19 protein-coding genes and 1 other annotated feature (1 of these 20 cut by a window edge) are annotated in these 21,839 nt (G+C 37.4%); all 19 genes read left to right on the forward strand.

Annotation, left to right across the window (positions count from 1 at the left end; translation table 11 throughout):
* Positions 1–78: 78 nt before the first annotated feature.
* The gene (locus ACKVQX_RS04210) at positions 79–732 is read left to right on the forward strand and encodes a FadR/GntR family transcriptional regulator (protein ID WP_068451924.1); all 654 of its coding nucleotides are present in this window, start codon (positions 79–81) and stop codon (positions 730–732) included.
* Positions 729–1,583, forward strand: a complete 855-nt coding sequence (gene accD / locus ACKVQX_RS04215; RefSeq protein WP_068451927.1) for an acetyl-CoA carboxylase, carboxyltransferase subunit beta — start codon at positions 729–731, stop codon at positions 1,581–1,583. The genes ACKVQX_RS04210 and accD overlap by 4 nt, the downstream gene beginning before the upstream one ends.
* Before the next feature lie 2 nt (positions 1,584–1,585).
* Positions 1,586–2,539 (forward strand): acetyl-CoA carboxylase carboxyl transferase subunit alpha, encoded by a 954-nt coding sequence (accA, locus tag ACKVQX_RS04220; protein ID WP_068451930.1) that lies wholly within the window; start codon positions 1,586–1,588, stop codon positions 2,537–2,539.
* 185 nt (positions 2,540–2,724) lie between these two features.
* A complete protein-coding gene (pfkA, locus tag ACKVQX_RS04225) occupies positions 2,725–3,681 on the forward strand; it encodes a 6-phosphofructokinase (RefSeq protein WP_068451933.1) in 957 nt (318 codons plus the stop codon).
* 21 nt (positions 3,682–3,702) lie between these two features.
* Entirely contained in the window at positions 3,703–5,463 is a 1,761-nt protein-coding gene (gene pyk / locus ACKVQX_RS04230) for a pyruvate kinase (RefSeq protein WP_068451935.1), read from the forward strand.
* A gap of 35 nt (positions 5,464–5,498) precedes the next feature.
* Complete coding sequence (locus ACKVQX_RS04235) at positions 5,499–5,894, forward strand: FxsA family protein (protein WP_068451939.1); 396 nt, start codon at positions 5,499–5,501, stop codon at positions 5,892–5,894.
* A 443-nt stretch (positions 5,895–6,337) separates the two neighbouring features.
* Positions 6,338–7,453 carry a citrate synthase gene (gene citZ / locus ACKVQX_RS04240; protein ID WP_068451942.1) on the forward strand — a complete coding sequence of 372 codons (1,116 nt, stop codon included), beginning with the start codon at positions 6,338–6,340 and terminating at the stop codon, positions 7,451–7,453.
* A gap of 99 nt (positions 7,454–7,552) precedes the next feature.
* Complete coding sequence (gene icd, locus ACKVQX_RS04245) at positions 7,553–8,815, forward strand: NADP-dependent isocitrate dehydrogenase (RefSeq protein WP_087680402.1); 1,263 nt, start codon at positions 7,553–7,555, stop codon at positions 8,813–8,815.
* 198 nt (positions 8,816–9,013) lie between these two features.
* Positions 9,014–9,952 (forward strand): malate dehydrogenase, encoded by a 939-nt coding sequence (gene mdh / locus ACKVQX_RS04250; protein ID WP_068451951.1) that lies wholly within the window; start codon positions 9,014–9,016, stop codon positions 9,950–9,952.
* A 148-nt stretch (positions 9,953–10,100) separates the two neighbouring features.
* Positions 10,101–10,541, forward strand: a complete 441-nt coding sequence (locus tag ACKVQX_RS04255) for a MaoC/PaaZ C-terminal domain-containing protein (RefSeq protein ID WP_068451954.1) — start codon at positions 10,101–10,103, stop codon at positions 10,539–10,541.
* A 57-nt stretch (positions 10,542–10,598) separates the two neighbouring features.
* On the forward strand, positions 10,599–11,330 hold the full coding sequence (locus ACKVQX_RS04260; RefSeq protein WP_068451957.1) for a response regulator transcription factor: 732 nt from the start codon (positions 10,599–10,601) through the stop codon (positions 11,328–11,330).
* The gene (pnpS, locus tag ACKVQX_RS04265) at positions 11,327–12,865 is read left to right on the forward strand and encodes a two-component system histidine kinase PnpS (RefSeq protein WP_068451961.1); all 1,539 of its coding nucleotides are present in this window, start codon (positions 11,327–11,329) and stop codon (positions 12,863–12,865) included. Before ACKVQX_RS04260 ends, pnpS begins: the two co-directional genes overlap by 4 nt.
* 218 nt (positions 12,866–13,083) lie before the next feature.
* Positions 13,084–15,711: a DNA polymerase I gene (polA, locus tag ACKVQX_RS04270; protein WP_409136048.1), complete on the forward strand. Its 2,628-nt coding sequence runs from the start codon at positions 13,084–13,086 to the stop codon at positions 15,709–15,711.
* Between the two features lie 13 nt (positions 15,712–15,724).
* Complete coding sequence (mutM, locus tag ACKVQX_RS04275) at positions 15,725–16,597, forward strand: bifunctional DNA-formamidopyrimidine glycosylase/DNA-(apurinic or apyrimidinic site) lyase (protein WP_068451969.1); 873 nt, start codon at positions 15,725–15,727, stop codon at positions 16,595–16,597.
* A gap of 11 nt (positions 16,598–16,608) precedes the next feature.
* On the forward strand, positions 16,609–17,202 hold the full coding sequence (coaE, locus tag ACKVQX_RS04280; protein ID WP_121177877.1) for a dephospho-CoA kinase: 594 nt from the start codon (positions 16,609–16,611) through the stop codon (positions 17,200–17,202).
* Positions 17,203–17,362: 160 nt separating this feature from the next.
* Complete coding sequence (locus ACKVQX_RS04285) at positions 17,363–18,382, forward strand: glyceraldehyde-3-phosphate dehydrogenase (RefSeq protein ID WP_068451971.1); 1,020 nt, start codon at positions 17,363–17,365, stop codon at positions 18,380–18,382.
* A gap of 179 nt (positions 18,383–18,561) precedes the next feature.
* Positions 18,562–19,044, forward strand: coding sequence for a transcriptional regulator NrdR (nrdR, locus tag ACKVQX_RS04290; RefSeq protein ID WP_068451972.1), 483 nt, complete (start codon positions 18,562–18,564; stop codon positions 19,042–19,044).
* Between the two features lie 21 nt (positions 19,045–19,065).
* On the forward strand, positions 19,066–20,784 hold the full coding sequence (locus ACKVQX_RS04295; RefSeq protein WP_068451978.1) for a DnaD domain protein: 1,719 nt from the start codon (positions 19,066–19,068) through the stop codon (positions 20,782–20,784).
* A 14-nt stretch (positions 20,785–20,798) separates the two neighbouring features.
* Positions 20,799–21,740 (forward strand): primosomal protein DnaI, encoded by a 942-nt coding sequence (gene dnaI, locus ACKVQX_RS04300; RefSeq protein WP_068451981.1) that lies wholly within the window; start codon positions 20,799–20,801, stop codon positions 21,738–21,740.
* 68 nt (positions 21,741–21,808) lie between these two features.
* Positions 21,809–21,839: a binding site (T-box leader), on the forward strand; it runs 201 nt beyond the window's last position.

Raw genomic sequence — 21,839 nt, forward strand, 5'->3', positions numbered from 1 at the left:
TACTTTACTAACTAAAAAAACTTTTGTATGCTATAAAAAGTGGTCAGACCACTTTTACGAAGATAGGGAGTTGAAGCGATGAATGTAGAGAAGTCCGCGCCAAAAAGATTTATTCAAATAGTGAAAGAGCTTCGAGAAATTATTCGAGTTGAAGAAATTGGACCAGGTGATAAACTGCCTTCAGAACGTGTATTGGCAGAAAGACTAGGTGTTGGGCGATCTTCTGTACGTGAGGCTTTACGAAGTATGGAGCTGCTAGGCTTAATTGAAACCAAACATGGTGGTGGCACATTCCTATCCGATTTTAGAAATCATAAATTAGTAGAAGTATTATCTACATTTGTTTTACAAGAAGAAAAAGATTTAGTAAATGTTCATCACACACAACAAATTTTAGAGCGCGATGCGATTGTTGAAGTTGCAACAGACGAAAAGCTTTGTAAATTACCTGTGTGGGAAAGTTTACTACATATGTTAATTATTGAAGGTCAAATTGAACGAGAAATTTTAGTTCGAGAATTGATGGTATCATCACATAATCGATTAGTATTTAAAATTTGGATGATTTTAAATCAATTCGGTAAGTCACCGTATCGAGGACAATCGACTCCAGCGGAACGAGAAGTACTAGCGACATTTATAAGTGAATTAATTGCAGGGAATCCTGCTCAGGCGGTTCAGGCCTATGAGGTATGGATTGATTTGTTAACTGAAGGGGAGAATATGGAATGAGTATAAAAAATATATTTTCAAAAACAAAACCGAATAAAGTAAAAAAAGCACAGGTTCAAAATGATATTAAAGCAGGTGTTATGCATCAATGTTCAGAATGTAAGCATGTAATGGTTACAAAAGAATTACAGAAGAACTTATATGTTTGTCCAAAATGTAATTATCATAACAAAATCAATTCACAACAACGAATGAATCTAGTGATTGACGAAGGTACATTCCAATCAATTGATGATAATTTAAAAACAACGAATCCACTTGGCTTCCCAGGATACGTTGAAAAAGTACAAGTAGACCAAGCGAAGACTGGTTTGAATGAAGCAGTGTTAACAGGTATCGGCCAAATTGATGGTCAAACGATTGTGTTAGCAGTTATGGATTCGTTCTTCCGTATGGGATCAATGGGGTCAGTAGTCGGTGAAAAAATCACACGTGCGATTGAAAAAGCAACGGAATTAAAAGTACCATTTATTATCTTTACTGCAAGTGGTGGCGCACGCATGCAAGAAGGTGCATTATCGCTAATGCAAATGGCGAAAACATCTGTAGCACTTGAAAAACATAGTCGTGAAGGTCAGTTATATGTATCGGTTATGACACACCCAACGACAGGTGGCGTATCAGCGAGTTTTGCATCTGTAGGTGATATCAATTTAGCTGAACCACAAGCGTTAATCGGCTTTGCAGGTCGTCGTGTTATTGAACAGACTGTACGTGAAAAATTGCCGGATGATTTCCAAACAGCAGAGTTTTTATTAAAGCATGGTCAATTAGATAAAATTGTCCCTCGACATGAGATGAAAGATACATTAAGTACGATTGTTCGTTTACACACGAAGGGAGACAACTAATCATGGAACAAACATTACCATTTGAAAAACCATTAATTGAACTACAAGCTAAAATTGCTGAGTTAAAATCAGTAACGGAGAGCGCTGACATTGATTTTACAGAAGAAATTAAGCATCTTGAAACGAAGTTTGAAACACTTCAAAAAGAGATTTATTCAAACTTAGAACCTTGGGATCGTGTTCAAATTGCACGTCACACTATGCGTCCAACAAGCTTAGATTACATTCACGCCATCTTTGATGATTTTATCGAACTTCATGGTGATCGAAACTACGGAGATGATGAAGCTTTAATCGGTGGAATTGCAAGTATTGATGGACAAGCTGTAACTGTCATAGGACACCAACGAGGTAAGGCAACGAAAGAAAACATTCGTCGTAATTTTGGTATGCCACATCCAGAAGGTTATCGTAAAGCACTTCGCCTAATGAAGCAGGCAGAAAAATTCAACCGACCAATTATTTGTTTTGTTGATACAAAGGGAGCTTATCCTGGTAAAGCAGCTGAAGAACGTGGACAAAGTGAAGCAATTGCCCGCAACTTGGTTGAGATGGCTGGTTTAACTGTTCCTGTTTTATCTGTTGTAATTGGAGAAGGCGGTAGTGGTGGTGCGCTTGGTATTAGTGTAGCTAATCGCATTTACATGCTTGAAAACTCAACATTCTCAGTTATTTCACCAGAAGGTGCGGCATCGATTTTATGGAAGGATGCTTCACTTGCAAAAGATGCGGCAGAAGCAATGCGAATTACAGCTCCTAACTTAAAAGAAATGGCTGTAATCGATGAAATTATTCCTGAAGTTTTAGGTGGGGCACATAAAAACCCAGAGGAGCAGGCAGAATTTGTCGCAGTATCAATTCGTCAAGGGTTGCAAGACTTTAAGGACTTCTCGAAAGAACAATTAGTGAATCAACGCTATGATAAATTCCGTGCGATTGGCTCGTTCGAACAATAAAAATTTGTAAAATATATTTCCAAAGTAAGATTTAGCAGTTATGATAGGGTATAAATAAAGAGGAGGGCTGTTTCGAAGAATAGAGTATATTCATCGTAACAGCCTCATTCTTTCAACACATAGCTGCTTAATCTGTATTCATTATGCTATTGTGTAAAGTGTAAAAACTTGCAGGAGGGGAAAACATGAAAAAAATCGGAGTCTTAACGAGTGGTGGCGATTCACCTGGTATGAATGCCGCAATTCGAGCAGTCGTACGTAAAGCGATTTATCATGGTTTAGAAGTTGCTGGTATTTTTCATGGATATCAAGGCTTAATTGATGGAAATATAAAGCCATTAGAACGTGGTGATGTTGGTGATATTATCCAACGTGGCGGAACAATGCTTTATTCAGCACGTTGTCTTGAATTCAAAGAAGAAGCGGGACAATTAAAAGCCATTGAACAATTACGTGCACATGAAATTGATGGCTTAGTTGTCATTGGTGGTGATGGTTCCTATCGTGGTGCGAAGGCATTAACAAAGCGAGGAATTCCATGTGTCGGTGTTCCAGGAACAATTGATAATGATATTGCAGGAACAGACTATACGATTGGTTTTGATACAGCGCTTAACACGGTCATTGAAGCCATTGATAAAATTCGTGATACTGCCACATCCCATGATCGTTCTTTTATTATTGAAGTGATGGGACGAGACGCAGGTGATTTAGCACTTTGGGCAGGATTAGCAGGTGGAGCAGAAACAATCTTAATACCAGAAGAGCCGCATGATTTAGAAGATATGGCGGAACGTCTGAAACGTGGTCGAGATCGCGGTAAAAAACATAGTATTATTATTGTGGCAGAAGGTGTGATGTCAGGACAAGATTTACAGGTGAAATTGCTTGAGATGGGAATTGAAACACGTGTATCTGTACTTGGACATATTCAACGAGGCGGTTCCCCAACAGCTAGAGATCGTGTATTAGCTTCTCAGATGGGTGCAAAAGCAGTAGAGTTACTATTACAAAATAACGGCGGAAAAGCTGTTGGTATGCGTAATCACGAAATTGTCGCACATGATTTTGAAGAAGTGTTTGAAGAAAGTCCTGAATTTGATAACGAGATGTACAAGTTATCGAAAGAACTATCGATTTAATAAAATTGGAGTGGTCGTGTAATGAGAAAAACTAAAATTGTTTGTACAATTGGTCCAGCAAGTGAATCAAAAGAAACATTAAAAAAATTAATTGCATCAGGTATGAATGTTGCGCGTTTAAACTTTTCACATGGTAGTCATGAAGAACATGCGGAACGAATCAAAACAATTCGCGAAGCAGCAGAAGAAATGAATAAAATCGTCGCGATTTTACTGGATACAAAAGGTCCTGAAATTCGCACGCACCAAATGGAAAATGATGCAATTGATTTAGTTACAGGTCAAAAAATTGCGATTTCAATGACAGAAGTACTTGGTAACCAAGAAGTCTTTTCAATCACATATGACAAATTAATTGAGGATGTATCAGAAGGCTCGATTATTTTATTAGACGATGGATTAATCGAATTACGTGTAACATCTATTGATTCAGAAAAAGGATTAATTCATACAATCGTTGAAAATGCAGGAACACTTAAAAATAAAAAAGGCGTAAACGTACCAGGCGTATCTGTACAGTTACCAGGTATTACGGAGAAAGATGCAAGCGATATTTTATTCGGAATTGAACAAAAAGTTGATTTCATAGCAGCTTCATTCGTTCGTCGTCCAAAAGATGTTTTAGAAATTCGTACGTTACTTGAGTCGAATGATGCAGGTCATATTCAAATCATTCCAAAGATTGAAAATCAAGAAGGTGTCGATAACATCGACGAGATTTTAAAAGTTTCAGATGGTTTAATGGTTGCACGTGGAGACTTAGGTGTAGAAATCCCAGCTGAAGAAGTACCAGTAGTTCAAAAAAGTTTAATTAAAAAATGTAATAAACTAGGTAAACCTGTTATTACAGCAACACAAATGCTAGACTCGATGCAACGTAACCCACGTCCAACACGTGCTGAAGCATCTGATGTAGCAAATGCGATCTTAGATGGTACAGATGCAATCATGCTTTCAGGTGAAACAGCGGCGGGGCTATATCCTGTAGAGTCTGTTGCAACAATGGCGAAAATTGCAGAGCGTATCGAAAATACATTAGATCATAAAGCAATTGTACGCGCGCAAAGTAAGGAACAAGGTATTAGTATGACGGATTCAATCGCACAATCTGTAGCATATACGTCAATTAATTTACAAGTATCTGCGATTTTAGCACCAACAGAGAGTGGTTATACAGCGAAAACAATTGCGAAATATCGTCCAGGTGTAGCAGTTGTAGCGGTGACATCCTCTGACATTACTGCGCGTAAACTAGCGCTTGTTTGGGGTGTTATGCCAATCGTTGCACAAAAAGTACGTAACACAGATGGTATTTTAGAATTAGCAGTTCAAGAAAGTTTAAAACATCATTTTGTCTCGTATGGCGATGTAGTTGTCATTACAGCAGGTGTACCAGTTGGTCAAGCAGGTACAACAAACTTAATGAAAGTACATGTAATTGGCGATATTTTAACAAAAGGTCAAGGAATCGGTAAATCAGTTGCGAATGGCCAAGCAATTGTTGTAAAAGATGCAGAGGAAGCAAATGCAGTCGATACGACAGGACGTATTATTGTCACAATTGGTTCAGATCGTGACATGATGCCAGCAGTGGCAAATTGTGCAGGGCTGATTACTGAAGAAGGTGGATTAACTTCTCATGCGGCTGTTGTTGGACTATCACTTGGTATTCCTGTTATTGTAGGAGTGAAGGACGCAACAAAATTAATTAAATCAGATCAAGAAATTTCAATGGATGCAACTTCAGGTGTGATTTATCACGGCTATTCAAGCATTCTTTAAAATAGCGTCGCCCTTCAATTGAAGGAGGAAAAATAATGCGTAAATTTTTATTTATACTATTACTTGTACCGATTGTCGAGATTGCATTCGTTTTACTATCAGGTAAGTTAATCGGTGCATGGTGGACAATTGCTTGTATCTTGTTAACAGGTGCTTTGGGTATTTATTTACTCAAAAAAGAAGGTCTAAAAGCAAAACAATCTTTTCAACAAAGTATGCGACAAGGGCAACCACCCGGTTTTGCGCTAATTGATGGAATTCTCGTCTTAGTTGCAGGAGTTTTATTAATCTTGCCAGGGTTCTTATCAGATTTACTGGGCATCTTATTGATTTTAAAACCAGTTCGTCATGCATTAAGACCTCTGATGATTCGCTGGCTAAAGAAAAAATATCAAACAAGTAACGTAGTAGTGTACACGCATGATGCATAAAGAGTAAAAAAACGGAAATTAGAAGGGTAAAATGACCTCTAATTTCCGTTTTTGATTGGAAAAAAAACGATATTTATGTGTCATTTTCTTGATGTAAAGTAGCAACTTGATTTTAGTTATAAGTTTTAAAGTACCTTTTATTTCCATAAAAACATGATTTTTGCCGAGTATTTAGAACAAAATAGTAAAAAATAGTAAAATTTAGGATAAAATGAACCTTTTTGGCTGCTTTGAAATTCATCATTTTTCTGTTTAATGTATGGAAAATACTATAAAAAGTGGTGTTTGCATAAAATGATGTCTTTTCATTCACAAAGCCGTCAAAATTGATTATAATGTTTTATGTAAGCGATTTACTTATAGGTTCATATGATATTTTTGGGGTAGCCTTTCTCGTTTTAGGGAATGGTTACAAAGAGAAATGTAAAAAGGAGAGATATATTATGGCATCAACTAAAGGTTTAGAAGGTATCGTAGCTGCAGAAACGAAGATTAGTTCGATTATCGATGACACATTAACTTATGTAGGTTACAACATCGATGACTTAACAAACAATGCAACATTTGAAGAGGTAGTTTTCTTATTATGGCATACACGTCTTCCAAAAGCTGACGAGTTAGCTGAACTAAAACAACAATTAGCTGATAACATGGAAATTCCTTCAGCAATCGTTGAATTATTCAAGTCTATGCCTCTAAAAACAGTACATCCAATGGCAGCTCTTCGTACAGCTGTATCAATGTTAGGTACTTTTGATGATGAAGCAGATGTTATGGAACCAGAAGCGAATTACCGCAAAGCAATCCGTCTACAAGCGAAAATTGCTACAGTTGTTACAACTTTTGCACGTGTTCGTAACGGTCAAGAACCAATTGCTCCAAAACCAGAACTTGGTTACGCTGCAAACTTCTTATACATGCTAAAAGGTGAAGAGCCAGCTCCAATCGAAATCGAAGCATTCGATAAAGCTTTAATCTTACACGCTGACCACGAATTAAATGCATCTACATTCACTGCACGTGTATGTGTTGCTACATTATCTGATGTTTACTCTGGTGTTACTGCTGCAATCGGCGCTCTTAAAGGTCCATTACACGGTGGTGCAAATGAGCAAGTTATGAAAATGTTAAGCGAAATCGGTTCAGTTGATAACGTTGAAACATATATTCAAACTAAATTAGATAATAAAGAAAAAATCATGGGCTTCGGACACCGCGTATACCGTAAAGGTGACCCACGTGCACCACACTTACGTGCAATGTCTGAAAAATTAACAAAATTAACTGGTAAACCAGAATTATATGATATGTCAGTTAAAATCCATGACATGATCGTAACTCAAAAAGGTCTTCCAGCTAACGTTGACTTCTTCTCAGCGTCAGTTTACGACTCTTTAGGTATCGAACATGACCTATTCACACCAGTATTCGCAGTATCTCGTACTTCTGGTTGGGTAGCTCATATCTTAGAACAATATGCTAACAACCGTTTAATCCGTCCACGTGCTGAGTATGTTGGACCAGGAATGCAAACATACGTAGCAATTGAAGAAAGATAATACTGACTTCTTGATTGTTATGTTATAATATAAAAGTCATAGGGCGGGGCTGTTATAGCACTAGCCCTATGATTATGAATATAGTAGGAGGCGCAATTCATGTCTGAAAAAATCGTAGTAGAAAATGGTGTTTTAAACGTACCAAACAATCCAACAATCCCATTCATCATCGGTGACGGTATCGGTCCTGATATCTGGCACGCTGCTTCACGCGTTATCGACGCTGCAGTAAACAAAGCTTACAATGGTGAAAAGAAAATCGAATGGTTAGAAGTTTTAGCTGGTGAAAAAGCATTCAACGAAACAGGTGAATGGTTACCACAAGAAACTTTAGACAAAATTAACGAATACTTAATCGCAATCAAAGGTCCACTTACTACACCAATCGGTGGCGGTATCCGTTCATTAAACGTAGCATTACGTCAAACTCTTGACTTATATGTATGCTTACGTCCTGTTCGTCACTTTGACGGTGTTCCTTCACCTGTTAAAAAACCAGAAGATGTTGACATGGTAATCTTCCGTGAAAACACTGAAGATATCTACGCTGGTATCGAGTACAAAGCTGGTTCAGATGAGCAAAAGAAACTATTAAACTTCTTACAAAATGAATTAGGCGTTAACAAAATTCGTTTCCCAGAAACTTCAGGTTTAGGTATTAAACCAGTTTCTAAAGAAGGTACAGAGCGTTTAGTTCGTGCTGCAATCAACTATGCAATCGAACACAAAAAACCTTCTGTAACATTAGTACACAAAGGTAACATCATGAAATTCACTGAAGGTGGATTCAAACAATGGGGTTACGATTTAGCTGCTAACGAATTCGGCGATCAAGTATTCACTTGGGCTCAATACGATGCAATCGTAGAAGCTGAAGGTAAAGAAGCTGCTGATAAAGCACAAGCTGAAGCAGAAGCTGCTGGCAAAATCATTGTAAAAGATTCAATCGCTGATATCTTCTTACAACAAATCCTTACTCGTCCAAATGAGTTCGACGTTGTTGCAACAATGAACTTAAACGGTGACTACATTTCAGATGCACTTGCTGCACAAGTTGGTGGTATCGGTATCGCTCCAGGAGCTAACATTAACTATGTAACTGGTCACGCGATCTTCGAAGCTACTCACGGTACTGCTCCGAAATATGCTGGTCAAGATAAAGTAAACCCATCTTCAGTATTACTTTCAGGCGTATTAATGCTTGAACACTTAGGATGGCAAGAAGCTGCTGACTTAATTACTAACTCAGTAGAAAAAACAATCTCTTCTAAAGTTGTAACTTACGACTTCGCTCGTCTAATGGACGGTGCTACAGAAGTGAAATGTTCAGAGTTCGCTGATGAACTAATCAAAAACCTTTAATATTTAAAGGCTTTTATAACCCGTTGGAATCATTTGATTCTAACGGGTCTTTTTTTATGTAATTTACAAAATCGTGACATATCTAAAAGGATTAGCGATTGTTTTCCGTTTTTGAAGGGTATAAAAAGAGGGAATGAAGTATAATAAAGGTATTCGTCACCCAACGAAAATAAGAAAAGTATGAGGAGTGTTTTACACATGTCTTTAAAACGTAAAAAGATTGCTGTTATTGGTAGTGGTTATACAGGAGCAACGGCTGCATTTTTAATTGCACAAAAAGAATTAGCAGATGTGGTAATTGTCGATCTTCCGAAAGTAGAAAACCCAACTAAAGGGAAAGCACTTGATATGTATGAGGCATCACCAGTTCAAAATTTTGATGCACGTGTAACAGGGACATCAGATTATGCGCGTATTGAAGGTTCTGACGTGATTCTAGTTACTGCAGGCGTAGCACGTAAACCAGGAATGAGTCGCGATGATTTAGTTCAAATTAATCAAGGTGTTATGAAATCTGTTGCGAAAGAAATTGTAAAACATGCACCAAATGCTGTCATTATTGTTTTAACAAACCCTGTTGATGCGATGACATATACGATTTTTAAAGAAACAGGTTTCCCGAAAAATCGCGTAATTGGTCAATCGGGTGTACTTGATACAGCCCGTTTCCGCGCATTTGTAGCAGAAGAATTGAATGTATCTGTTAAAGATGTATCAGGCTTCGTATTAGGAGGTCACGGAGATACAATGGTTCCTTTAACGCGTTACTCTTTTGCTGGGGGGATTCCGCTTGAAACATTAATTCCAAAAGAACGTCTGACAGAAATCGTCAACCGTACACGTACAGGTGGAGCAGAGATTGTCAATTTATTAGGTGATGGGTCAGCTTATTATGCACCAGCCGCTGCTATGGTTGAAATGGCAGAAGCGATTATCAAAGACCAACGTCGTATTTTACCATCTATTGCTTATTTAGAAGGTGAGTATGGCTATGAAGATTTATATTTAGGTGTTCCAACATTACTTGGTAGTAATGGAATTGAGAAAATTTATGAACTTGAACTAACAGAAGAAGAAAAAACAGCGCTCGATTATTCAGCAGAAGCTGTTCGTGATGTAATGAAAGCGCTAGTGTAATAAATATAAAAAGAGGGATGTTGCGGAAGCAGCGTTCCTCTTTTATTTTGGAAATTATAAAAGTCCTGTTTCTTTTACGAATACAACTCGATTTTTCATACAATTCTTGATACTATAAATATATGGTAGATTACAAAGGGGGAATTCTGTGTTACTAAGCAAAGATTATAAAGTGGGTAAAACATTCGATCAAATCGATGTTGGCACATCTCTGCAAATCACAGAAAATATTGAGAGTAAAGATTTATTGTTATATTTAGGGTTAACGAATGATCAGAACCCGCTATATATCCAGCAGGAATATGCAGCACTTACTACATATGAAAAGCCTGTTGTACCAGTTATTATGTTATCGGGTATTGTAACATCTGCGATTTCCAAATACATGCCTGGACCTGGTTCGTATATATCAGCTATTTCACTACGTTATCCTAAACCATTGCATCACTACGAAACGCTACATCTATCGTTAAAAGTAGTAGTAAAGAATGCAGAAATGAATGAATTACATTTACAAGTAGAAGGAAAAAATAACGAAGAACAGATTGTTGTATCTGGCACTGTAAACGTTATACCACCTAAATTGTAAGATTATATGCACGAATGTTTGAAATGGGGGTTTCAATACATTAGCGGAGGCATAAACATGACAAACACAATCTTAGTAGTAGAAGATGAACTATCGATTGCGACTTTATTACAGTACAATCTTAAGCAAGCAGGGTATGAGGTAATGATTGCGAATGACGGTGAAGAAGGGCTTCAAAAAGCAATCGAACATCGTCCAAACTTGATCTTACTAGACCTCATGCTACCAAAGAGAGATGGTATGGAAGTGTGTAAAGAGTTACGCATTCAAAAAATTGATACACCAATCATTATGTTAACAGCAAAAGATGATGAATTTGATAAAGTATTAGGTTTAGAACTTGGTGCAGACGACTATATGACGAAGCCATTCAGTCCGCGTGAAGTCATTGCACGGGTGAAGGCAGTCTTACGACGTTCAAAAGTAGTAGAATCTGCACAAACAAATGATGAGAAAGAAAAACTTTCTGACTCTGAAAAAACGTATCATATTGGTCCGCTTAGCGTATATCCTGAACGTTTTGAAGCATCATTAGACAATAAAGAGCTTGAATTCACACCGAAAGAATTCGAACTACTAGTTTATCTATTAGAGAATAAAAACCGTGTGTTAACGAGAGATCAATTATTAAGTGCCGTTTGGCATTATGATTTTGCAGGAGATACACGTATTGTAGACGTGCATATTAGCCATTTACGCGATCAAATCGAAGAAAATAGTCGTAAACCGAAATATATTAAAACGATTCGTGGTTTAGGTTATAAGTTTGAGGAGCCTAAAGGGTCATGAATACATTAAAAGTACGCCTATTAATTGCATTTGCGTGCTTGTATGCCGCAATTTTAGCTGGTCTTGGCTTTGTATTAGGCCAGCTTTTTCCTGTTTATATGGAAAATACAGTGCGTTCTAATTTACAAGAAGCACAGCAACATTTAAGTGACTATTTTACTTCTGAAAAAATTCCGATTACGGATAAACAACAACAAGAGCTAGTGAAGCAACTTCCAGATAGTTTCTTATCAAATGATTTAATTACAACACGCTGGCATTTTTGGCTCATCCTCGTTATTGTGCTATTTATTGCGTTCGTCTTACTCATGTTCACAACGAATCGACTGTTAAAGAAATTATCGCTATCTGTGGAACATGTAACACAGACCGCTTTAGAATTAGCGCAAGGGAATTACCGTGCACGTGCATACGAATCATCTGATGTAGCTACAACAGCACTTAGTAAGTCGATTAATGTTTTAGCGCGTAATCTACAAGATATGACAATGATTCGTGAGATTGAGCAAGAGCGTCTCAAAACCCTTATTAATAATATGGGAAGTGCCTTAATTATGATTGGACGTGAAGGTGAAATTTCTGTTGTAAACGATGGTTTTTTAAAGTTATTCAATAAAAATCATGATGACGTTAAAAAACATGTTTTTCGAGAACTTGGTGTTGATGAAAATTTAGAGGAGTTTGTCGATCATGTTTTTATGACGGAAACACCGTATCGTAAGCAAATTGAAATAACCGTTCATCAACAAATTAAACATATGGAAGTGTATGGCGCGCCTGTTATTGGAGCGCATGGTCATTGGCTAGGTGTTGTAATTGTCATGCACGATATTACGGAACTGAAGAACTTAGAACAAGTGCGAAAAGACTTCGTTGCGAATGTGTCACATGAGCTAAGAACGCCGATTACATCGATTAAAGGCTTCTCAGAAACACTTCTAGATGGTGCTTACCAAGATGAAGAAACATTGTTATCGTTTTTAGAGATTATGTATAAAGAAAGTAATCGACTGCAAATGCTTGTACAAGACTTATTAGAGCTGTCGAAAATTGAAAAAGAAGGATTCAAAGTTGATGTAGCACCAACTTCTTTCAATGCAGTTGTAAAAAGTGCGATGGAAATGGCGCATATTCAAATTGAAGAGAAGAATATGGATGTACATTTAGAAGAAGAAGGAGAGGTTCGTGTACTTGGAGATGCGAATCGCCTTACGCAAATTGTTGTCAATTTACTTGCGAATGCCGTATCCTATTCGAAACCAGACAAACGAATTGATTTAAAAGTACTAACACATGGTGAATACGGTGTAGTCGAAATTGCTGACCAAGGAATTGGTATTAAACAAGCAGAAATTCCGCGTATTTTTGAACGATTCTACCGTGTAGATCGTGCGAGAAGTCGTAATTCAGGTGGAACGGGTTTAGGGCTTGCAATCGTAAAACATTTAGTTGAAGCACATAATGGTCGAATTATTGTAAAAAGTGAAGAAGGTGTAGGAACGACGATGCGTATTTATATTCCGTTAGCATCGTAATTTACATGGAATTTACAAAAGGCTAATAGAAACTTCATAACGACTTGCTATACTAAACACATGAAACCCCCTTCATAACATGAATCCAAAAAGAAAGACCCCTTGTATACGAAAGAAACTCAACCTTCCCTAAGGGTGAGTTCCTTTCGTTTTTTTTATTTTGACTGCATAGCATGATAGAATAGAGAAGAAGAAAATACGAACAGGAGTGTGAGGGAATGACACAAAAAAAATTACTGTTGCTAGATGGAAACAGTTTAGCATATCGTGCGTTTTTTGCTTTACCCCCATTAACAAATCATCAAGGGATTCATACGAATGCAGTGTATGGGTTTACAACGATGTTACAAAAAATTCTAGCAGAGGAACAACCAACGCATATGCTTGTAGCATTTGATGCAGGGAAAACAACGTTCCGTCACAGTACGTACACCGAATATAAAGGTGGGCGTCAAAAAACACCACCAGAATTATCAGAACAATTCCCATATGTCCGAAAACTTGTATCGGCTTATAATATGAAGCAGTATGAATTAGAAATGTATGAAGCAGACGATATCATTGGCACACTTGCGAAACAAGCAGAAGAAGCAGATATGCAAGTGGTTATTATCTCAGGTGATAAAGACTTAACACAGCTGGCAACAGACAAAACAACCGTCTACATAACGCGTAAAGGTATGACGGATATCGAACACTATACGCCAGCACATATTTTAGAAAAGTATGGTTTAACACCTGAACAGATTATTGATATGAAAGGTCTTATGGGCGATTCATCTGATAATATTCCAGGTGTGCCAGGCGTAGGAGAAAAAACAGCAATTAAACTATTGAAAGAATACCCAACAGTAGAAGAGATTTATGCGCATGTAAGTGAAGTGAAGGGTGCAAAGTTACAAGAGAAGTTAGTTGCAAATGAAGAACAAGCGAAAATGAGTAAACAACTTGCGACGATTGAAGTGAATGCACCAATTGAAATGACAGTAGATGAACTTGGTTGGGAAGGTCCAGATGTAGATGCCCTATTCGCTTTATGGCAAGAGCTTGATTTTAAAACATTACTTGAAAAAAGCGAATATGAATCGGAAGCACAGGAAACAACCGTACTCGAACATCAAATTGTTTCGAATTTAACTGCTGAACAGCTCGTAGATGGTATGGCCATTCATTTGGAGATGGAGAATGCGCATTACCATACGTCAAAAGCACTTGGACTTGCATTCGTTACGGATACAGCTGCTTACTATATGCCATATGAAGATGTACTCCAATCGGAAGAAGTAAAAGCTTATTTACAAGGTGAAGCAAAGAAAAAATATGTATTTGATTTGAAAAAACATCAAGTTGCGTTTGCGCGTGATCAAATTGAATTAAAGGGTGTTGAATTCGATTTATTACTAGCTGCATACATTGATGATCCAGCTTTTGCCTCTGAAGATATTGCGTCTGTTTCACGTGCATACAACTATACAAATGTACAAACAGAAGAATCTATTTATGGGAAAGGCGCAAAACGAGCAGTACCATCAGAAGAAGTATTAGCAGAACATGTATGTCGCCAAGCGTTAGCCGTTTATACGACGCGCGAACCATTGCTTTCAAAGCTAAAAGAGAATGAACAATATGATTTATATACAGATATTGAACTACCGCTTGCACATATTCTCGGGAAGATGGAGACATGTGGTATTCGCGTTAATAAAGAGACATTAGCTGACATGGGCGAAGAATTAACTGAAAAACTACAAGCAATTGAGGCGACAATTTATACGCTTGCAGGGACAAAATTTAATATTAATTCGCCTAAACAACTAGGTGTTGTTCTATTTGAAACACTTCAATTACCAGTTATAAAAAAGACAAAAACCGGTTATTCAACAGCAGCAGATGTTTTAGAAAAGCTAGCACCTGAACATGAAATTATCGAACACATCTTACAATACCGTCAATTAGGGAAGTTACAATCGACTTATATTGAAGGGTTAATGAAAGAAATTCATGAAGATGACCATAAGATTCATACACGCTATCAACAAGCTTTAACTGCAACAGGTCGTCTAAGTTCAACTGATCCAAACTTACAAAACATTCCGATTCGTTTAGAAGAAGGACGTAAAATTCGTAAAGCCTTTGTACCTGAAACGGAAGGGTGGCAACTATTCGCAGCCGACTATTCACAAATTGAGTTACGTGTACTCGCGCATATGTCACAAGATGAGAACTTGATGCAAGCTTTCTTAAACGGATTAGATATCCATACGAATACAGCAATGAACGTATTCCATGTAGAAGAAGATGAAGTTACTTCGTCTATGCGACGTGCGGCGAAAGCAGTTAACTTTGGGATTGTCTATGGAATCAGTGACTACGGTTTATCTCAAAACTTAGATATCTCGAGAAAAGAAGCAGCAGAGTTTATTGAACGTTATTTCGCAAGTTTCCCAGGTGTTAAAACATATATGGATGATATGGTGAAGATGGCAAAAGAAAAAGGTTATGTCACAACGCTATTAAATCGTCGACGTTATTTACCTGATTTAAAGTCAAGTAACTTCAATTTACGTAGTTTTGCTGAACGTACAGCGATGAATACACCAATTCAAGGTAGTGCAGCAGATATTATTAAAAAAGCGATGATTGATATGGATGCAGCTTTAAAAGAGCATCAATTACAGGCGAAAATGTTATTGCAAGTACATGATGAATTGATTTTTGAAGCACCAGAAGAAGAAATTGCAATTTTAGAAAAGCTCGTACCAGAAGTGATGGCGAATACAGTGAAGTTAGATGTGCCGCTGAGAGCAGATTATTCTGCTGGTTATACATGGTACGATGCGAAATAGGAAGTGAAATGATATGCCAGAATTACCAGAAGTAGAAGGAGTCGTACGTTCACTACAACCTACTGTAACAGGTAGAACGATTGAACGTGTGACAATTTCGCCGACGATTTATACAAGCCATGAAGCAGGTAAACAAAGTATTATTAAAGGGTTGCAGCCGGATGAGTTTGTAGAAGCTGTGACAGGAATGACGATTCAAGATGTTGCACGTCGTTCGAAATATATTTATTTTACGTTAGAGTATGCGGGTGTCACGTATAAGTTAGTGAATCATTTGGGCATGAGCGGTGCATTTTTTGATGTACATGATGTATCGGAAATTCCAGAAGAAAAGTTCCGTAAACATGCCCATGTGACATTTACACTTGATAATGGAAAGAAGCTGATCTATTCAGATATCCGTCGTTTTGGTGAGATGCGCTTCTTACAAAAGATTGAAGATCATCCGCCATTAATGGCGTTAGCACCTGAGCCATTCGATGCTATTGCGAAAGACCATTTTTTAACATATTGTGCGTTACCGAAGTACAGTAAAAAAGAAATTAAGGCGGTCATTATGGATTCACATGTGTTATGTGGCTGTGGCAATATCTATGCAACGGAAGCTTTATTTCGAACGAAAATTAATCCGGGACGAATTACATCCCAATTAAGCGGGGCGGAGAAAGAACAGCTATTTGACGAGATTGTTGCAGTTTTGAGCGAAAGTATCGCATATGGTGGGTCATCAATCTCAGATTATCGAAATATTAATGGTGAAGCAGGCGGTATGCAGGACCGTTTACAAATGTACGGGATGAATATTTGCCCAATGTGTCATACTAATTCAGAACAGAAAATCATAGCAGGACGGAATTCGTATTACTGTCCAAATTGTCAAAAATAGGGGATGTCAAAATGATTATTGGATTAACAGGAAGTATAGCAAGTGGGAAAAGTACAGTAGCGAAAATGCTCGAAAAATATCGTTTTCCAATTGTCGATGCGGACCAAGTAGCACGTCTTGTTGTAGAACCAGGGGAGCCAGCACTGACAGAAATCGTAGCTGTTTTTGGAGAAGAAATCTTATTAGAAGATGGTTCATTGAATCGAAAGAAATTGGGCGATCTCATTTTTCATGACCCATCAAAGCGAGCTATTTTAAATGGAATTATTCATCCGGCGATTCGAAAAGAGATGTTGAGACAGCGTGATGAATGGCTTAACAACGGGGCTGAAGTCGTTATTATGGATATTCCATTATTGTTTGAAAGTAAGTTACAACACTTTGTTGAAAAAATTCTTGTGGTATCGTTATCAGAAGAAAAACAGCTGGAGCGCTTGATGGAACGGAACCAATTGAATGAGGAAGAAGCGCGAGCGCGAATTAGCTCGCAACTCCCTCTATCTGTGAAAGAAGAAGGTGCCGATGCGGTCATCTACAATGAAAGTACATTGGAAAAAACAGAGCAGCAGTTGAACTATATTTTAAAAGAATGGGGTTTAGTATAAAACATAAAAGAATATCAAAAAAGTGATAGAAAAAAGTTGTCAGAAAATAAAAACTTTTGTTTTTGTGTGTAAATATGTTCTACTTCCAGATAAATGTGTTATACTAATTCTCAAATAACACATTTAAAAGAATTTCTTTTAAAACAGGAGGATATATTTCATGACAGTTTCTATTGCTATTAACGGATTTGGCCGTATCGGACGTATGGTGTTCCGTCAGGCGATACTTCAAGATGATTTAAACATCGTTGCCATCAATGCGAGTTACCCATCGGAGACATTAGCTCATTTAGTAAAATACGATACAAACCACGGACGTTTCGAAGGTACTGTTGAAGCGGTTGAAGGTGCACTAATTGTAAACGGTAAACGTGTACAACTTGTATCAGAGCGCGATCCATTAAAATTACCTTGGAAAGAACTAGGTGTGGATATTGTAATCGAAGCAACAGGTAAATTTAACGCACGCGACAAAGCTGCTTTACATCTAGAAGCTGGTGCGAAAAAAGTTATTTTAACTGCACCTGGTAAAAATGAAGATATTACAGTCGTTATGGGTGTAAATGATGACAAATTAGATTTATCAAAACATGATGTTATTTCAAACGCTTCATGTACAACTAACTGCCTTGCTCCTGTAGCAAAAGTTTTAAATGACAAGTTCGGTATTGATAACGGTCTTATGACAACAGTTCATGCTTATACAAATGACCAAAAAAATATTGATAACCCACACAAAGATTTACGTCGTGCACGTGCTTGTGCGGAATCAATTATTCCAACTTCAACAGGTGCTGCAAAAGCATTAGCACTTGTACTACCTGAATTACAAGGTAAATTACATGGTATGGCTCTACGTGTTCCAACACCAAATGTATCACTTGTAGATTTAGTAGTAGACTTAAACAAAGATGTAACAGTTGAAGAAGTGAATGCTGCATTCATCGAAGCTTCTCAAACATCATTAAAAGGTGTATTAGATTTCACAACAGAACCTTTAGTATCTGTAGATTTCAATACAAACCCAGCTTCAGCAACAGTTGATGGTTTAACAACTATGGTTATGGGTACACGCAAAGTAAAAGTACTTGCTTGGTACGATAACGAGTGGGGTTACTCAACTCGCGTAGTAGATTTAACACAAAAAGTAGCGCGTGAATTAGCAGCTGTACAAGCTTAATTTAATCGCAATAATTTAAACTGTAAGTAGAACGGTGCAAGTCGTTTTGCTTACAGTTTTTTTATTGTTCTGTATTCAGTAGTATTTCCCTTAAAAAATATAGGGATTGTTCGGTACATCACACGTTTTTTTGTTATAATAGATAAACTAAATAGTATTTAATTCAGGAGAGAAAAATTATGAGATGTCCAAGTTGTCAGTACAATGGAACAAAAGTGATTGATAGCCGACCTGTCGATGATAATAAAGCCATTCGTCGTCGCCGCGAATGCGAATCATGCGGGTTTCGCTACACCACATTTGAAAAAGTAGAAGAGATGCCGCTAGTTGTCGTGAAAAAGGACGGCTCGCGTGAAGAATTTAGCCGCGAAAAAGTGTTGCGCGGACTTATTCGTGCATGTGAAAAAAGACCAGTTGCATTAAGTGAGCTTGAAGATGTTGTCTTTGCAATTGAACAAGACTTACGAAGTGCCGGTATTGCGGAAGTTAAATCAGAAGATGTCGGTGAAAAAGTAATGGATCGCTTAGCAAAAATTGACGAAGTATCTTACGTGCGTTTTGCTTCCGTTTATCGTCAGTTCAAAGATATTAATGTATTTATTCATGAGTTACGTGAGTTAATTGAGCGACAAGAAAGTGAATCGGACTCAAAAGAAGATTAAACAAAAGAGGAGGAGTTTGAATTGAAACTAAATAATGAACTACATTCTGTAGACCGATTTACAATTCACATTCCATTTCCTCTTTCAAGTTATGAAAGAAAGTTAATTACGCTACTTTATCAGCCTTTAATTGGACCTGAACCAATTAGTCTGTATTTTTTGTTGTGGGCTGAAGGGGAAGATGAAGAAGGTAGAGACTATACACACTACCATTTGATGAATGGACTTGATATGTCGATTGGAGCTATTTTCAACGCACGTATTGCGCTTGAAGCGATTGGATTATTACGTACGTATAAAAAAGAAACAGATGATTTACATTATTTTTCGTATGAAATTTTACCACCTTTAGAAGCAAGACGTTTCTTTGAAGATCCACTTCTATCGATGTTTTTATTCAGTAAAATTGGTGAGAATGCATATCGCCGTTTATTGCAGCGTTTTACACCGAAACGTGTAGCAATCGAAGGAATGACGGAAATTTCACGTCAATTTACAGATGTCTATCAACCGATTCAACAACATATGCCAAAAAATATGATGGTGCATGATATAGCTGAAAAACCATCGAAAATACCATTTTACTATCAATCCTTTGATTTTCCGTTACTGATGTCTGGGTTATCTGAAAATATGATTCCACATCGTTTGATTACCGCTGAGATTAAAGAAACGATTGCAAAAGTTGCATTTATGTATGGTTTATCAGCAATTGATATGAAGCATGTACTCATGATGGCGAATAGTGATGATGAATTAACGACAGATGCGGTGCGTAAATCAGCGAGTGAATATTATAAATTGACGATTTCCAAAACACCACCAGCTATTTCGAAAATGCTGCCACCTGAACAAGCACATGAGCAGGCGAAGGAATGGAATAGTAAACAAGACGAGTTGGTACAGTATTTTGAACAAGCTCGACCAATTGATGTTTTAATCGCTGTGAATGACGGGAAGCAAGTATTTGACCATGAACTTGAAATGTATGAAAGTTTAATTACACAATATGATATTACACCACCTGTTGTGAATGTATTAATTCATTATATCTCGTTGAATAATCCAGGTCATATTAGTAAAAAGTATATTCAAGCGATTGCAGCAGATTGGCGTAAAAAAGGAATTGAAACCGCTACGCAAGCGATGAATGAGGCACGTCAATTCATGGATCAAAAAAATCCAACAGTGAAAAAGGCGACTACAATCGAAGATATGCATGCGGAGTTTGAATTGCTTCAGGCGGCAGCTTATGTTCTTTATCAATTTGAACCAGGTAAAGCAAGTGCTGCTAAACTAAAAAATATCGAAGAGACCTTCAAAAGTTTAATGAAAAAAATTGAACCACCTGTTCTTCTTCAAATGTTGGCAGATGGCAAAGAGCCTTTTGCACATGAATTAAAAGCAGTGACGCAGTTTGCTTCGATGTATGAATGGGAACGACCTTTATTAAATACGTTAATTCATTATGCTCATTTCTCAAGTGAAGGGAATTTGAATTTACCATTCTTAGAGGCGATTGCTTCAGGGTGGCGTAAACAGTCGGTTCAAACGATTGAAACAGCCATTCAATATGGACAAAATTATCGAAAGTCACGCGCTCAAAAATATAGCCGTACGACTTACGGGAATCCTGAGAAAAAAGAATTACCAGCATGGATTAATTCATCAGAGAAGCCAAAAAGTCAGGCATCACTTGAAGAGTTAGAACGTCAATATCGTATGAAGAAGAAATCCTGAGGAGGTGTTGTACGTTGAAACCGATTCAAAATGAATTACAAAAACAAATGGATGCCAAATTTCAAGAACGTCTACAGTCGATTCAAGAAGAACTTTTAAAAGACCCTGTTATTCAGCAATTTTTTAAAGAGAATGAAGGTGCGATTACACGCTCTGTTTTAGAACGTGGATTAGGCAAGTTGTATGAATTTAAAAATCAACAACAAGATTGTTCGAAGTGTCCTTCTGTACAGCAGTGTGTGAATACAATCAATGGCTTTACACCAAAATTATCGCTAACACGTGGTTTAATTGATTTAGAATATACACCTTGTCAGCAAAAACGTATTGAAGATGAACGCCGTCATACGGAGAAGATGATTGCGAGTATGCACATGCCAAAAGATGTGTTACGTGCGACATTATCAGATGTACGCGTCTATAGTGAAGATCGTGAAAATTTATTGCAGGCAGCGCAAAACTTTGTTGACCAAGTGAAGCAGACGGGGGAATTACCACGTAAAGGATTTTATTTATATGGTGATTTTGGTGTCGGGAAGTCCTTCTTAATTGGAGCGATTGCGAATGAATTAGCAGCTTTGCAAATTCAATCTGTCGTTGTCTATGTACCTGAATTTTTACGTGAATTAAAAAATGCGATTGGTACACCACAATTAGAAGAAAAGTTTGATTTTGTGAAAAAAGCACCTGTGTTAATGCTTGATGATTTAGGAGCTGAACAGTTATCAGAATGGACGCGAGATGAAATTTTAGGGTCTATTCTGCATTATCGTATGGCAGAACAATTGCCGACATTTATTACATCGAATCTTGATTATAGTGGTCTTGAAGTATTCTTTACTCAGACTGCACGTGGTGGACAGGACCCAATTAAAGCGAAGCGAATTATGGAACGAATCAAAGCAATTACAGAACCAATTCAAGTGGAAGGCTTAAATTTACGCGATTTAACATAGAAGTGCTTGAATTCTAAAAAATAGTTGCGAGTTCGATTCTGAAGTTTTATAATAGGTTACATTAATATGTAAATGCACAGATAAGGACAACAATGATTA

This window comes from Kurthia sp. ISK08 (assembly GCF_046159805.1).
In the GTDB taxonomy this organism is placed as follows: Bacteria; Bacillota; Bacilli; order Bacillales_A; family Planococcaceae; genus Kurthia; species Kurthia gibsonii.

Coding starts and splice junctions, on each gene's coding strand:
- coaE (WP_121177877.1), top strand. CDS start 16,609: ATGATTATTGGATTAACAGGAAGTATAGCAAGTGGGAAAAGTACAGTA.
- polA (WP_409136048.1), top strand. CDS start 13,084: ATGACACAAAAAAAATTACTGTTGCTAGATGGAAACAGTTTAGCATAT.
- accA (WP_068451930.1), top strand. CDS start 1,586: ATGGAACAAACATTACCATTTGAAAAACCATTAATTGAACTACAAGCT.
- pyk (WP_068451935.1), top strand. CDS start 3,703: ATGAGAAAAACTAAAATTGTTTGTACAATTGGTCCAGCAAGTGAATCA.
- citZ (WP_068451942.1), top strand. CDS start 6,338: ATGGCATCAACTAAAGGTTTAGAAGGTATCGTAGCTGCAGAAACGAAG.
- ACKVQX_RS04285 (WP_068451971.1), top strand. CDS start 17,363: ATGACAGTTTCTATTGCTATTAACGGATTTGGCCGTATCGGACGTATG.
- ACKVQX_RS04210 (WP_068451924.1), top strand. CDS start 79: ATGAATGTAGAGAAGTCCGCGCCAAAAAGATTTATTCAAATAGTGAAA.
- mutM (WP_068451969.1), top strand. CDS start 15,725: ATGCCAGAATTACCAGAAGTAGAAGGAGTCGTACGTTCACTACAACCT.
- ACKVQX_RS04260 (WP_068451957.1), top strand. CDS start 10,599: ATGACAAACACAATCTTAGTAGTAGAAGATGAACTATCGATTGCGACT.
- ACKVQX_RS04235 (WP_068451939.1), top strand. CDS start 5,499: ATGCGTAAATTTTTATTTATACTATTACTTGTACCGATTGTCGAGATT.
- accD (WP_068451927.1), top strand. CDS start 729: ATGAGTATAAAAAATATATTTTCAAAAACAAAACCGAATAAAGTAAAA.
- mdh (WP_068451951.1), top strand. CDS start 9,014: ATGTCTTTAAAACGTAAAAAGATTGCTGTTATTGGTAGTGGTTATACA.
- nrdR (WP_068451972.1), top strand. CDS start 18,562: ATGAGATGTCCAAGTTGTCAGTACAATGGAACAAAAGTGATTGATAGC.
- pfkA (WP_068451933.1), top strand. CDS start 2,725: ATGAAAAAAATCGGAGTCTTAACGAGTGGTGGCGATTCACCTGGTATG.
- icd (WP_087680402.1), top strand. CDS start 7,553: ATGTCTGAAAAAATCGTAGTAGAAAATGGTGTTTTAAACGTACCAAAC.
- pnpS (WP_068451961.1), top strand. CDS start 11,327: ATGAATACATTAAAAGTACGCCTATTAATTGCATTTGCGTGCTTGTAT.